The 14,154-nt window shown below is 35.2% G+C and carries 11 protein-coding genes and 6 pseudogenes; 7 read left to right on the forward strand and 10 right to left on the reverse strand.

Annotated features, from left to right (window positions below; all coding sequences use genetic code 11):
• The 5 genes and pseudogenes from HMPREF9071_RS02165 to HMPREF9071_RS11890 all read right to left on the reverse strand — a co-directional run.
• A pseudogene (locus HMPREF9071_RS02165) lies at positions 1–199 on the reverse strand (DUF3828 domain-containing protein); the annotation flags it as partial.
• 190 nt (positions 200–389) lie between these two features.
• A pseudogene (locus tag HMPREF9071_RS02170) lies at positions 390–959 on the reverse strand (hypothetical protein).
• Between the two features lie 67 nt (positions 960–1,026).
• Positions 1,027–2,283 carry a fibronectin type III domain-containing protein gene (locus HMPREF9071_RS02175; protein WP_009744906.1) on the reverse strand — a complete coding sequence of 419 codons (1,257 nt, stop codon included), beginning with the start codon at positions 2,281–2,283 and terminating at the stop codon, positions 1,027–1,029.
• 310 nt (positions 2,284–2,593) lie between these two features.
• Complete coding sequence (locus HMPREF9071_RS02180) at positions 2,594–2,773, reverse strand: hypothetical protein (RefSeq protein ID WP_009744907.1); 180 nt, start codon at positions 2,771–2,773, stop codon at positions 2,594–2,596.
• Between the two features lie 28 nt (positions 2,774–2,801).
• Positions 2,802–3,693 (reverse strand): annotated as a pseudogene (locus HMPREF9071_RS11890) (IS1595 family transposase).
• A gap of 739 nt (positions 3,694–4,432) precedes the next feature.
• Here HMPREF9071_RS11890 and HMPREF9071_RS02195 point away from each other — a divergent pair.
• Positions 4,433–4,786 (forward strand): annotated as a pseudogene (locus HMPREF9071_RS02195) (transposase); the annotation flags it as partial.
• Here HMPREF9071_RS02195 and HMPREF9071_RS02200 read toward each other — a convergent pair.
• The gene (locus tag HMPREF9071_RS02200; RefSeq protein ID WP_009744912.1) at positions 4,783–5,106 is read right to left on the reverse strand and encodes a transposase family protein; all 324 of its coding nucleotides are present in this window, start codon (positions 5,104–5,106) and stop codon (positions 4,783–4,785) included. The pseudogene HMPREF9071_RS02195 and the gene HMPREF9071_RS02200 sit on opposite strands and share 4 nt — an antisense overlap.
• Positions 5,107–5,259: 153 nt before the next feature.
• Here HMPREF9071_RS02200 and HMPREF9071_RS02205 point away from each other — a divergent pair, with 153 nt between their 5' ends.
• On the forward strand, positions 5,260–6,303 hold the full coding sequence (locus HMPREF9071_RS02205) for a hypothetical protein (protein WP_040357910.1): 1,044 nt from the start codon (positions 5,260–5,262) through the stop codon (positions 6,301–6,303).
• A gap of 373 nt (positions 6,304–6,676) precedes the next feature.
• Here HMPREF9071_RS02205 and HMPREF9071_RS12445 read toward each other — a convergent pair.
• Together HMPREF9071_RS12445 and HMPREF9071_RS12450 are read right to left on the reverse strand one after the other, a co-directional pair.
• Positions 6,677–6,841: pseudogene (locus tag HMPREF9071_RS12445) on the reverse strand (IS630 family transposase); the annotation flags it as partial.
• Positions 6,762–7,610 (reverse strand): IS630 family transposase, encoded by an 849-nt coding sequence (locus HMPREF9071_RS12450; RefSeq protein ID WP_371258654.1) that lies wholly within the window; start codon positions 7,608–7,610, stop codon positions 6,762–6,764. The pseudogene HMPREF9071_RS12445 and the gene HMPREF9071_RS12450, both read right to left, overlap by 80 nt.
• A gap of 198 nt (positions 7,611–7,808) precedes the next feature.
• Here HMPREF9071_RS12450 and HMPREF9071_RS02215 point away from each other — a divergent pair, with 198 nt between their 5' ends.
• The gene (locus HMPREF9071_RS02215; RefSeq protein WP_009744915.1) at positions 7,809–8,930 is read left to right on the forward strand and encodes a hypothetical protein; all 1,122 of its coding nucleotides are present in this window, start codon (positions 7,809–7,811) and stop codon (positions 8,928–8,930) included.
• Positions 8,931–8,948: 18 nt separating this feature from the next.
• Here the strand turns inward: HMPREF9071_RS02215 and HMPREF9071_RS12090 are convergent.
• Both HMPREF9071_RS12090 and HMPREF9071_RS02220 read right to left on the reverse strand, forming a co-directional pair.
• Positions 8,949–9,116, reverse strand: a pseudogene (locus tag HMPREF9071_RS12090) (IS1595 family transposase); the annotation flags it as partial.
• Between the two features lie 174 nt (positions 9,117–9,290).
• Entirely contained in the window at positions 9,291–10,160 is an 870-nt protein-coding gene (locus HMPREF9071_RS02220) for a M23 family metallopeptidase (protein ID WP_009744916.1), read from the reverse strand.
• Positions 10,161–10,445: 285 nt separating this feature from the next.
• On the opposite strand from HMPREF9071_RS02220, the gene tatA reads away from it, so the two are divergent.
• The 4 genes from tatA to recJ all read left to right on the forward strand — a co-directional run bounded on the left by tatA (position 10,446) and on the right by recJ (position 14,105).
• Positions 10,446–10,670 carry a twin-arginine translocase TatA/TatE family subunit gene (gene tatA, locus HMPREF9071_RS02225; RefSeq protein WP_040357916.1) on the forward strand — a complete coding sequence of 75 codons (225 nt, stop codon included), beginning with the start codon at positions 10,446–10,448 and terminating at the stop codon, positions 10,668–10,670.
• A 120-nt stretch (positions 10,671–10,790) separates the two neighbouring features.
• Positions 10,791–11,927, forward strand: coding sequence for an Mrp/NBP35 family ATP-binding protein (locus HMPREF9071_RS02230; RefSeq protein WP_009744919.1), 1,137 nt, complete (start codon positions 10,791–10,793; stop codon positions 11,925–11,927).
• Between the two features lie 23 nt (positions 11,928–11,950).
• The gene (locus HMPREF9071_RS02235) at positions 11,951–12,391 is read left to right on the forward strand and encodes an OsmC family protein (RefSeq protein ID WP_009744920.1); all 441 of its coding nucleotides are present in this window, start codon (positions 11,951–11,953) and stop codon (positions 12,389–12,391) included.
• Positions 12,381–14,105 carry a single-stranded-DNA-specific exonuclease RecJ gene (gene recJ / locus HMPREF9071_RS02240; RefSeq protein WP_009744921.1) on the forward strand — a complete coding sequence of 575 codons (1,725 nt, stop codon included), beginning with the start codon at positions 12,381–12,383 and terminating at the stop codon, positions 14,103–14,105. The genes HMPREF9071_RS02235 and recJ overlap by 11 nt, the downstream gene beginning before the upstream one ends.
• Positions 14,106–14,154: the final 49 nt, after the last annotated feature.

The raw sequence follows: 14,154 nt of genomic DNA on the forward strand, positions 1-14,154 counted from the left end.
CCAAAATCATTTTTGTAGCTTCATCAGTTTCTTCTTTAGGCACTTGAATTGGTGCAATTGTATCTTTTTCTACTATGGTATCTCTTTTGATAGAGGAAATAGTATCTCTAATATCATCAGAAGATGATACTTGGGTATTGTTATTATTGCAAGAAAACAACAATAAACACGCTGAAATAAAATAATAAATCTTTACCATCTGAATATTTTAAAATTAATTTCTCTTTTTTCTTCTTTTCTCTTTTTGAAGCTGTTTAAACTTATTTCTATAATAAAGTAAAAGTTCCCGAAAATTAGTAATTTTGTGTTTGAAAAAAAAAAGAACACCAAAATTCAGGAACTTTGGGCAAAGATACAGAAGCTGTTTAAACTTTTTTTGAGATGTCTATTTAGCTACATACTAATTGACTTTGGGAAACGGGAGAACGTTCTACAATTCTTTTCATTAATTTGTTAAAGATAGTATCTTTATTTTGTGAGCGATTAATTCTAAAACTGTATTCCGCTAAATATCGGTCTATGTTAAATTCTGATACCCAAGAATATATATCTCATAGCTTCTACCTTGTTTTCCTTCCTCTTTTTCTCCTATGGTAAATTCATCAACCTGCACTCTATCATTCATTTTGTGCGATTCACTGGATTTCATAGCTTCTCGGACTTTTTGCATAAAATAATGTGTAGTCTGACGACTAATTTCATAACGACGAGCAACTTGTGAGGCTGATAAACCTTTAGTTGTTGTTGTTGTCATTTCAAAACATATAAAAAATGCTTTACGTAACCCAAATTTTAGTCTATGAAATAGTGTTCCAGCTGTAGGACTTTCCGTATCTCCACAGATATTACAGGTACGTGAAAAATCTTTGCGAACTTGGTATTAAGTATTCTTCGCAATCTAAGTCTGTTTTAAAGCGTTCAGTAAACTCTAAGAGGCTTTGTCCCTTAAATAATTCCATAATACATTAATTTTCAGAGTGCAAATATATGAAATTATTTTAACACCTCAATTAAATAATTAACAAATTAATAAATTCCCCAGTGTTTACTTTGCAAAAGGCTTTTTACAACATCTGTTTGTTGGGCTGGGCTTAGTTTAATATTAGCCACAGCACCAACTTTATTTGTGGGTAAGGCTTTAATAAAGTCGAGAAGGGCAGTACCCATAAGCCCTTTACCATCTTTTGTAAGCTCAAGTAATACCCAATATAACTTAGTATTTTCTTGTATGTTTATGCTCGTAAGGGGAGCTTCTGAAGCGTGTAATATTGCAAGATTAGGTTGCTTAGAAAGGTCTAAAGTAGTGATATTGGTGTTGTTAATTTCTAAACGGACAAGTTGCGGGTTTTGGCTAAGGTCTAAGCTATGGATACTTTTACATCTGTTTATAAGTAATTCTTTAAGATTTGTAAATGCTTTAACATCGAAGACAGGAATAGCAGTGGTTTCGGTTATATCCAAAAAAGAAAGATTAGTAGGGAGAGTGCTATTGAGCATAGTATGACTATCCAAAGATAATGCTGTTATATGCTCTAAGTTTTTAATAGATGGAAGTTTATTATTTTCAACCAATAACTTCCTCAAAAAAGGGTTATGACTAATATTCAAGTCTGTAAGCTCTAGGTATTCGCAAAATAACTCAATAACTTTACCATATATTCTAAAAGTTTGAGATTTTAGGGTATAATCAAGATAACCTTCGAACTTTGGTAGAACATCTATCCCTTCGTCCCATTTACCATTGTTGTTGAAGTCAATCCAAAACCCTTTTTTGTCTATTTTATCACCATCAATAAAAAAGCTTATTATTTCTCCTACTTTTTTCTCGGTAGTAAGCTGTATATAGTTTGTTGTATCAAGTCCAGTAGGATTGATAGGCTTAGCAGGGGTAGTGAACTCCTGTGCGGGATACTCAGTAGTGTTACCTGCTTTGTCCCATACCTTTACCCATACGCGGTAAGTAGTTTTCTCGGTAAGCCCTGTAAGCTTATAAGTGCTGAAAAGAGCTTTTGGGGTACCGCTATTTTTCACCTCACTACTACCCCTCATCTGCCATAACAGCTGATAAGTGAGCTCTTCAGCATCAGTTTGCCCATCAGTAGTTAGATCCCACGTAATAGTAGTGGTATCAAAAGCAGTAGTTTCAATTTTGGTAATAGTAGCCAGTATAGGAGATTCAGTATCAATTGAGTTGTTATCATTTTTTGAGCAACTGATAACAACTAAGGCTACTATCATCAATAACAGATAAGTACCTTTTTGAAGGTCTTTTATTAGTTTCATATTATTTCATTTATTATAGCAAATACGATAGGTATCGTATTCATTTTTAGGCGACAAAGATAATAAATAATTACGAATTACGAGTTACGAATTACGAAATTATTACGAATTATGAATTATGAAGAGAGGTATTAGCCCAAAGACGTTTGTTCTACTTAGAGAGGAGGATTTGTAAAAACGGTTTTTTATAAAACAAAATGTTTTTCTATGGAATTTAAGGATAAAAATATAAAAAAGGTTGCTCAGCGTTTGCTAAACAACCTTTGTAACTCATAACTCATTATTTGTAACTTGTTATTATTTTTTCTTTTTATTCTTCACTTAAGGATTGATAACCCGGACCACAACTGCCTTCATATTCACATTCTGATAAATAATATTCGGCATAAGCGGCTTTATCCCACCATTCTTTAAACTTTGGCAGACCGAAATACTGTTTTTCCTTTAACCAACGGTCATTTCCATTCAAAAAATAACGCAATCGCCCCATCGGAAAATAAATGAATAGAGGTGTCTATTTAGCTACATACTAATTGACTTTGGGAAACGGGAGAACGCTCAACAATTCTTTTCATTAATTTGTTAAAGATAGTATCTTTATTTTGTGAGTGATTAATTCTAAAACTGTATTCCGCTAAATATAGGTCTATGTTAAATTCTGATACCCAAGAATATATACCTCGTATCCAATACTTTACCTGATGTATTACCTTATGTAATATAGGAAAATTCTTCCCATCATTACTAGAAATTTGAGTTATATTAAAGTCTTTTATAGGTTTATATCCTTTCCATTCGTCAGTAGTAACTTGTGCTGTTTTACTAATATGTTTGTCAAATATTGTTCGTAATGATTTTGAGGAAAAATCAGGTATTTTTAGTGCGTAAAAGCGCTTTACTTTGCCTTGGGTCAGTAAGTTCCATTGCACAAAGAACTTTCTTTTTCTTTGTGTCATAGCTTCAACCTTGTTTTCCTTCCTCTTTTCCTCCTATGGTAAATTCATCAACCTAAACGCTATCATTCATTTTGTGCGATTCACTGGATTTCATAGCTTCTCGGACTTTTTGCATAAAATAATGTGCAGTCTGACGACTAATTTCATAACGACGAGCAACTTGTGAAGCTGATAACCCCTTAGTTGTAGTTGTCATTTCAAAACATATAAAAAATGCTTTACGTAACCCAAATTTTAGTCTATGAAATAGTGTTCCAGCAGTAGGACTTTCCGTATCTCCACAGATATTACAAGTACGTGAAAAATCTTTTCTGACTTGGTATTTTTTATGACCACATTTGCGACAGCAATATCCATCTTCCCACTTTAAAGAAGCTAGATATTCTTCGCAATCTAAGTCTGTTTTAAAGCGTTCAGTAAACTCTAAGAGGCTTTGTCCCTTAAATAATTTCATAATACATTAATTTTCAGAGTACAAATATATGAAATTATTTTGCCACCTCAATTATAATTTATTTAAAAAGCGATATAAGTATGGGGTGGCTTGCCCTTTATATATAATCATAGTCATCTTCATCTACCCTTTTATAGATAGTTAAGTTGTTTGTTAAAGAAGAATAATTAATTTTAAAAACTTTTGCTCCATCTTTGTAGATGAGAACACTTATATTAAAATGATTTAATAAAGCTCTTTGATGATAAAAACTTTTCTTTTGTTTTAATTTTTGGCGTAATATTTTTTCTTGTTTGTGGGTTAGTTTTTGGAAGATAACTCCTCAAAAATATCCCTGTCATGAGAACCAATCTCTGACAATTCTTTATCTCTATAATAGTATCTTTTTACAATAATACTATCCGTTTCACCTAAATAAACTTGTGCCTTTACGGAAAATGTAAGTCCAAAAAGTAATAATGTGATTATAATATGTTTCATTTTAAAGAATAACCCGTTGTGCATTTTGATTTTAAAATACTAGTGTTGCGTTGTTTTTTTTAATTTGTTTATAATTACATCATATTCAGTTAGTTATAATCGTTTTTATTTTCAACGATTTGAAATGAGTATATTTGCTTTTAAATCTCATTACTTGACAAAACTCCAATTAAAGAATTGATTACTAATGAAAAACCTATTCAGAATACAAATTTACAACTTAGTCTATTTGACTTTTAAAAAATAACGCAACAGCAGTAATGTGAAAGAACAATTGTCAAACTGTACCTTGATAGGAGATAAAGGTTATCTCTCAGCAGAAGTACAAATAGATTTGTTTAACTATGCTAATATTCAATTAGATACACCTAAAAGGACTAATCAAAAAGACTACAAACCTCAATTTAGGCTCTTTAGGAAAAAACGAAAACGAATAGAGACTTTATTTTCCCAACTATGTGATCAATTTATGATAAAACGTAATTATGCAAAATCATTTGAAGGTTTTAAAACGCTGATATTTAGTAAGATAACATCTTTAACATTGATACAATACATCAATAAGTTTATATTAAATAGAGAAACTCACAATCTAAAAGCCTCTATTATTTAAAATGCACAACGGGTTGATATTATAAATTTTTTGTAAACCTCTAAAAATTCTTTGGGGTCAATTACCTGAAATACATGATTAAAGGTATCGTGAGTAGGCATTCTGCTAACCTTCAATTCTTTCCCAGAAAGTTTAGTATATAGATTTCTTAAGTCTTCGCTATGGATATTAGCATAATCTTCAATTTGCTCCCAATCATCACATCCTGATATAGTTGCATATAAGCTTACCAATAATATCAACCCTAAAGGATAATCAATTCTTCCTTGAACTCGTGGGTCTTTTACAACTGCAATAGCATTCCAAATTTCTGCACTCATAAATTTATTCCTATTTTTTTAGCAAAGATAAGAATAATTATGATAATCAGATGATTAATTTAAATTTTGATGCGTTTGACCTAATAAAAAACAGCAAAGAGGGGCTTCTCTCAAAATAAATGCTTACCTTTGCCGCACATAGCAAAACACTCTATGAAATACATATCCAAAATACAAATAGCACTTTTCCTGTCTTGCTTGATGATAAGCTGCTCTCAAAGATCAGAACCTTCCAATCCTTTCTCCGATTGGGAAAAAGAGCATCTTCGCGGCAGAGTAAAACAACTCATCACTTATCAGCAATACAGAAATGATACCTTGCCTATCATCTCAGAGTACGATACCTTAGGGCGTCTTACCTTCCGCCAAGATCACTTCAATGATGTGTTCTTTACTAAAGAAACCTTCATCTATCAGTTCCCTATATGTATCTGGGATCCTCCCTCTTATTCGAAAGATTCCCTCACAGGCCAAGACCAGATGGAATACCACGAAACTCACGTTAAAGATTTCTTAGATACACCCCTGCAAGGCAGCTTAGATGTGTTTTTCTTGTCTGAAAATCGTATCATCACCCGCAATGATGACGGACAAATAAGCCATATTGCCTATCAAGAGGGCAAAATCGTTTATTTTAATTACCAAACCAAGAACGGTAAACAATACTGCACCGAAGTCTTCTTTAATAATGGTGAAGAGGTGGTCTTCTCCCTGAAAATTGATTATGACGACAAAGGTAACCTGCAGCGCTTGCGTTCTTTTGGTGAGAAGAATACCTTAAGCTTAGAAATAGGCTACACCCCCGATAGGCAGATTAAAAGCATTACTAACTACGATAGAGAACTAAAAGAAGAAAAACTATATCACTACAATGATAAAGGACAATTAATCAAGGAAATAAGATACGATCAGTTTATAGCAGAATATCAATACAACGATAAAAATCAAGTAGTTGAAGAAACTGAATACAACACCAAGTTCCCTCTAGATCAAGCTGAAAAATACCGCTATCAATACACCCCACAAGGCGATATAAGTCGCAGAGAATTAAGCTACAAAAAAGAAGACAATACCACAGCAACCTCCGTAACTACCTACCGCTACAAGTACGACACTCAAGGTAACTGGACCCTAAAACAAACCTACAGGAATGGCAAATATATCGAACACCAAAGTAGAAAAATAGTATATTATTAGCAATGAAAAAACTTTTCTTGTTAGACGCCTATGCGCTCATCTTCAGAAGTATGCCAACCGTAGGGTTTTAGCGACACAAAGTTTGAACTGAAAAAATACTACCTGAACGAACGCAGCGTGCGATCGCACGAAGTGAAGGTGGAGATTTTTTCAGCACATCTAAATTCTCTCCTTTACCCTTGCCCTCCCTTGATGATGTTTAAAGCGGCATCTATCAGTCGCACGTTTGAAAGCGTGTCAGTCTTCTGACACCGTTTGTTAAGCCATAAGTTGCCGTCAAAAAACGATTGTAGATAGTTCTTTCTAAGATTCTGAATGTCAACAAAGGCAAACCTCGTCAGACATCTGCCTTTGGGTTGATAAGCTATTATAGTCAAAAAGAAATGGTTTGTGAATTTATCAAACGGAAATTGAGAGTTAGAAGTGACTCTAACTCCTTTTTATAAGTATGTATATTATCAAAGAAATTCCTTATAGCATCTCGGAATTCTGTCTTGTTCCGATAGAAACCCGTATTGATTACCTTTTTTCCTAAGAATTTCCACAAGTGCTCTATTAAATTGAGGTTTGGAGAGTATGGAGGCAAGAAAAATTTGCTTGATTCTATTATCTTCTACCCAGTTTTGAAGCTCTTTATTGTGATAATAGCGAGCATTATCGGATATAATATAAATATTTTTAGCGTTTGGATGCTTTTTAAGAGCTAATTCGTAAAGTTCTTTCGTTGATTCTGCATTAACGCATTCACAATCAAGAGCTATTACATCTGTAACATCATAAGCATTAAGTAAACCATTGATATTCAATCTATCACGCCCACTAACTGTTGGTTGTTGAAACTCTTTACCTTTCTCTATCCAAGCATAAGTGGAACGGCTGTTGTGCGTAGGATGAACACCACCGGCAAAATACACCACATCCCCTTCTTCCTTTTCTTGAAGAATTTTAGAGAGTGCTTCAACAAATAGTTTTTGTTTTAAAGGATCTGCCTCACAAGGCACTTCGGTTGTTTTCTTGTAGGAAAAACCAATTCTGTTAAGTAAATCAGCCATTCCTTGTGGAGTATAGGTAACTTCAAAAGTGTCTTTAACCCATTGAGATACTTGTTTTGCATCTGTATAAAGATGTGTGCGTAACTCTTGTTTTAAGGATTCTATTTGAAAAATATTAAGCAGACCTTGATAACCTCTATAACGATTCTCAAGGAGTTTATCTAGTCCTCCTTCAAGATATAAGGAACGATAACAATAAATAGTAGAAATATCTATACCTAAGCAATCAGCAACAAAAATAGGAGTATTGCCCATAGAAAGCATCAAAATACAGGTAACTCGGGCATAATCCGAGCGACCTTGCAAGTTGCGTTAGAGCTTTCTAAGTTCCTCTATTTCTGTTGGTGACAGTGTTAGTTCCATAGACAGTGCAAAGATAATAAATCTTTTATTTATTCGCAATCTAAATTTGTTTGACTATAATAGATAATAGACACTAAAATGTACCATATAATGAAATACGTATTATATATAATAAGTGTATTTTTCCTAATCACGGCGTGTAAAAGGGAAAAAATAGAGGTAAATCCTTCACAAGAGGAAGAAAAAAAAGAAATTATAAGTGAAGATTCTCTTATAGCGGCTGATCGTATTTTTTATAGAGATAGCTTAAAATTTGTAAATATATATCCTAATTCAGAAGAAGGGTATGGTTATTTAAATAGGAAACCAGCTAACTTGAAGGTTTATAAAGTAAATGAAGTTAGTGTTTTTCCAAAATTTGGATATTACGTAAATCTCTCTATACCTTATAGGCTTAGTCAAAAAGAACCGCTCCTTACAAAGAAAGAGATAAATAAGCAAAAATATTATTTCTCCCTAACAGGAAAACGCAAAGAGCAAATATTAGAACAATTACACCTAAAACAAACTGATACAGTGTATGCTTATAGTATAAAAAATGACAAACTGGATACGTATTTAATAAAAGATTTAGAAATGATCGCTTACAATCCTATTGAGATAATAGAAGGAAAAATAGAAGAGAAGTATTTTGATGTTGGTTTATTATTAAGTTATAGCGAAGAACTAGATACCTTATATAAAGGAAAAGAATATGATTACGCATCTATTGAGGATGGAAATATATTCCAAACGGGAAAAATAAAAAGAATAGAAAGCGTGAAGATAAAAAATATAGATATTCCTTTTCCTATCAATTACAGTTTATTGGACAAATATGCTTACTATGAATATCCTATCTCTCTTCATATAGATAATACATATAAAGGAAAAATAAATAATGCTGACTTTTATATGCAAGCCTTTTCCAATTGGGATAAGCTCAATGAAAGATGGGATGAAAGAATGATTTACTTAATGATTGTTAAAGATAATAAGAAAGTAATAGAGCGTGTTTTTGCTGGAAATGGTATCGCAACCGTATGGATGTATAAAAATTTTTATATTGGTAATTTCATTAAGGGAAAACCAGATATTATAGAAAATATTGTATTTTACTCCTATGGTCATTGGCTAACTTTCCTTTCAGAAAATGAGCCTCCCATATTTGTATTGAGTAGTTATGAGGAAGAATATAAAGATTTCTATCAGGGGTTAGAGTTTTTAAAATAAAATTATTGAGATGTCTATTTAGCTACATACTAATTGACTTTGGGAAACGGGAGAACCCTCTACAATTCTTTTTATTAATTTGTTAAAGATAGTCTCTTTGCTTTGTGAGCGATTAATTCTAAAACTGTATTCCGCTAAATATCGGTCTATATTAAACTCTGATACCCAAGAATATATACCTCGTAATTTGCGACAGCAATATCCATCTTCCCACTTTAAAGAAGCTAGATATTCTTCGCAATCTAAGTCTGTTTTAAAGCGTTCAGTAACTCTAAGAGGCTTTGTCCCTTAAATAATTCCATAATACATTAATTTTCAGAGTGCAAATATATGAAATTATTTTGACGCCTCAATTAATAGTTAATTAAAGTTCATATAGTTAAGGGGATCTACAGGATAGCCCTCATGCCAGAGTTCAAAATGTAGGTGGCTCCCAGTGGAGAATTCGCCGGTATTTCCTACTTTAGCAATTACCTCTCCAGAGCTTACCCTATCTCCTTGTTTCTTAGTAATGGAAGCGTTATGCTTATATATGGAAACGAAATTATTAGGATGTTCAATGATAATCACAAAGCCTGTTTGTGCAGACCATTCTGCAAAAACCACCGTACCATTACTTACCGCTTTGACAGGGGTTCCTTCAGAGGTGGCGATATCAATCCCATAATGGTGCTTATCGGTCTTGAATTTACTAGAGATAGTTCCCTGAGTGGGAGGGAAGAAGGTTTTGTTCTTAGAGGAAGAAGAGGCGGCGTCAAACACACTATAACGTTCTTCTTCTGCTACTTCTGCACGTAATTTCATTTCCTCTTCACTGGCTTGTAGGTCTGTCTCCACGGGAATCTGCTGTACGGAGTTCAGAACGGAGTCCTTGTTAATCTTATCAGGATGAATATCTCCTGTAAGAACTTTCTGTAAGGAAGCAAAATAAGCTTCATTGCTATTGATACGCTGTTGTAAGGAATCCGTATGAAAGGTAAGATCTACGATACGTTTCTTAAGGTCAGCCTCTGAGAACCCCAAGATATATTGTCTTAGAGGAGAGTAGATAATGACCAATGAAGTTAGTGTAATGAGTAATATAGCAAAAAGGCTACTATATACGAATACGTTCAACCGATTGAGACGAAAGGTAGCCACATCTTCTAAGGTGTTTTCGTTCATAATGGCTACTCTGTACTTGAAAAGCCACTTACCACGTAGGCTCTTACGTTTTTTCTTAACTTCCATTGAATGATATTTTTACTAAAAAATCTAATTTATTTGATTTAAGTTGGGGAGGATAATTCCCCCCTAATAAGTAAGCTGCCAAACAGCTCGGGAGTATCCCACTACACTATGTCAGGAGTAACTCTACTCCTAAAAACTATGAAAATACATTGTGTAGTTTTCTCCATAAGCAATCCTAAGCACTCATTAGGGTATTGAAATATTTTTTTGCAAAGGTACATCAAAAATATGAGTTTTTATTACAGATATAAAAAAAATCTCGTATCTTTGCCCTCAAAAAAAGTTATGTTAGCAAGCCATATTTTCTTAGGGATGATAGGTGCTCCCCAAGTAATCATTATTATAGCAATAGCCCTTTTGTTCTTTGGAGGTAAGAAGATTCCTGAGCTTATGCGTGGCTTAGGAGGGGGAATACGTGAGTTCAAGGATGCAATGAAAGATGAAGAGAAGCCTGCAGAAAACTCCTCAAAAAAAGAAGAACAAAAAAAATTGGAAGAGAAAAATAATTAATTCTAACCATTAAAAATTGACACTCAACATTACATCATGTTAGAAACTTTCGTTCACTCTTGTATAGGGCTGAAGGGAAGTTTTTGCAATTAATAGATTGATAATTAACTATTATTCATTATGACAATATTAAAATCTCAAGTTATAGAAGCTCTACGTAAGATTACTTCTCCTGGAGAGGGAGGAAACCTCATTGATACAGGAGTGGTTAAGAATATTGTTATCTTTGGTGATGAGGTCGTAGTGGATGTAACGATTTCTAATCCTACCCTACAGGCTAAGAAGAAGATAGAGGTTGAGATTATGAAGGCTATCCATGCAGAAGTACATGAAAAGGCGAAGGTAAAGGTAAATATTACTGTAGAAGCTGCTCCTACAGTAGAGAAGAATGAGATAAAGGGCAAGCCTATTGAGGGAATCAGGAATATTATTGCTGTTGCCTCTGGTAAGGGAGGCGTGGGAAAATCAACGATTACAGCCAACTTAGCCATTGCCTTGCGTAAAATGGGATTTAAAGTAGGACTTTTGGATGCGGATATCTATGGACCTTCTATTCCCATGATGTTTGATGTACAAGAACAACGTCCAGTTTCTGTGGATATAGAGGGACGTTCTAAGATGGAGCCGGTAGAGAATTATGGGGTCAAAATCCTTTCTATAGGTTTTTTCACACATCCTGACCAGGCAGTGATTTGGAGAGGTCCTATGGCAAGTAAGGCGCTGAATCAAATGATCTTTGATGCCCACTGGGGCGAATTGGACTTCTTACTCATTGACCTACCTCCAGGTACAGGAGATATCCACCTTAGTATCATGCAAGCCTTGCCTATTACAGGAGCGATAGTAGTGAGCACTCCTCAGAATGTGGCTCTCGCAGATGCTCGTAAGGGGATTGCTATGTTCCGTCAGGAAACGATTAATGTACCCGTATTAGGGCTGGTAGAGAATATGGCTTATTTTACTCCTGCAGAATTACCTGAAAACAAATATTATATCTTTGGTAAGGAAGGAGTGAAATCCTTAGCAGAGCGTACGGATACCCCACTCCTTGGTGAAATTCCTTTGGTGCAGAGCCTTCGTGAGTCCGGTGATGTAGGACGTCCTGCTGCTTTGCAAGAGGGAACACCACTAGCGAAAGCCTTTGAAGAACTTGCCCGAAATACAGTGGCTGAAGTGGTAACTCGTAATCAATATCTTGCCCCTACAGAAGCGATTAAGATTACTACTATGGCTGGTTGTAGTCCTAAGAAAAAGTAATTTATCTAAATTTTTAAATATAAATGCACGAAGTAACCGCCTACTGGGAAGGAGATATGCAATTCACCTCCACCAATCCTAGTGGAAATTCTTTTTTTATTGATACTACTCCTGAAAATGGAGGTGGAAACAATGGAATGCACCCAAAAGCTCTTATGCTTTCCGCTCTTGCTGGATGTACAGGCTTGGATGTCCTCTCTTTGCTTAAGAAAAAACACATAGAGTTGGATAATTTCACCCTTGATGTGAAGGGGAAGCTCGCTAAAAATCATCCTCGAACGTATGAGGAAGTAACTGTATGTTACTTTTTTGAAGGAAAGGATTTGGATATAGAACAAATCACTCATGTAGTGAGCCTTTCTGTTGAGAAATATTGTGGGGTAATTGCTATGTTCCGCCAGTTTGCTACAGTTCATATTCAATTATTCTTTAACGGAGAAGAACATCCTTATAATGCCGAATAAGCTGGTTTGGGATTTCTTACCTATCCCCATGCAAGAGGAGATAGAAACTCTTTCCCAGACCCTTTTCTCAAGCACCCTCCCTTGGCAGAAAACCATTGCTTGCCTGCTCCTACAACGAGGTATTCATTCTTTTAAACAGGCAAAAGAATTCTTTAATCCTTCTTTAGAACAACTCCATAATCCTTTTGTAATGAAGGATATGGATAGGGCAGTGGAGCGCATTCTTCTGGCTATAAAGCATAAGGAGAATATTCTCATTTATGGTGATTATGATGTGGATGGTACTTGCTCAGTGTCTATATTATATCTATTTCTTTCTAAAGTTTATCCAAATGTAAGCACTTATGTTCCTGATAGATATAAGGAAGGATATGGCATATCCTTTCAAGGGATAGATTATGCAGTGGATAATGATGTAAGCCTTATTATCACCTTGGACTGTGGTATTAAGGGACATGAGAAAGTCCAATATGCTAAGGGAAAGGGGATAGAGATGATCATTACTGATCACCATACTCCCGCCGAAACTTTGCCTAAGGCAGTAGCTGTGCTCAATCCTAAGCGAGCGGATTGTACTTATCCCTATAAAGAACTTTGTGGTTGTGGGATAGGATTTAAGCTTATACAGGCACTCTGTAAGTCCTTACAACTTCCTTCCCATACTCCTTATGAATTTTTGGATTTGGTGGCCTTGGCTACCTGTGCAGATATAGTACCCATCACAGGGGAGAATCGTGTACTGGTTTATTTTGGCTTGCGCCAAATCAATGAGCAACCTTCCCAAGTGATGACATTGCTTTTGGCTTCCGTACCTCCTCCTATACAGGTAAGGGATTTGGTATTTGTAGCAGCTCCGCGTATTAATGCAGCAGGGCGTATGGCACACGCACAGAAGGCAGTGGATTTCCTTACCCAGAATGCTTTGGAGGAAGCCTCCTGCTTGGAATTCTTAAACCATAAGCGTAAGGGAGCTGATGAGCAAATTACTCAAGAAGCTCTTGAGCAAATTGTGAGCAATCATGAAGAAGAGGCTTCTGCTACAGTGGTCTTTTCCAAAGATTGGCATAAGGGCGTTATTGGTATTGTTGCTTCTCGACTTACTGAAACTTATTATCGCCCTACGATTGTCTTTACTCAAAGTGGAGATGTATTGACTGCTTCAGCTCGTTCAGTGAAGGGGTATAACTTATATGAGGCACTCTGCCAATGTAGAGATTATCTGCTCCAATTTGGTGGACATACGGCAGCAGCAGGGATGACTCTCTTGCCAGAGAACTACCTTCCTTTTAAAAAAAGGTTTCAAGAAATAGTCGCCCAAACGCTCCCTGAAGCACTTCGTAAGCCTGCAATTACCCTTAGTGTTGAGATGCCTTTGAAGGAAATAACTTTACCTTTCTATCGTTGTCTGCAGCGCTTTGCTCCCTTTGGACCTAAGAATATGACCCCCATCTTCTTGGCTTATGAGGTAATTGCTAAGAATGTTTTCCTTATGGGGAATGAAGGGAGTCACTTGCGCATGACTCTTACAGACTCCTCTCTAAGGCAGGAGTTTGAGGCTGTTGGCTTTGGGTTGGGTCATAAAAAGTCTATTGTGGAAAAAGGACAGCCCTTTACCATCGCTTATGAACTTTCTCAAAATACGTGGAAGGGTACTACTTCCTTGCAATTGGTTATAAAGGATATAATGCCAATGATAAATATGGGTAATAATTAGAGTCTTAATCATTATAATACTAAAATAACGTGAGTTCGATTTAAGCAGC

Source organism: Capnocytophaga sp. oral taxon 338 str. F0234, from assembly GCF_000192225.1.
Lineage (GTDB): Bacteria > Bacteroidota > Bacteroidia > Flavobacteriales > Flavobacteriaceae > Capnocytophaga.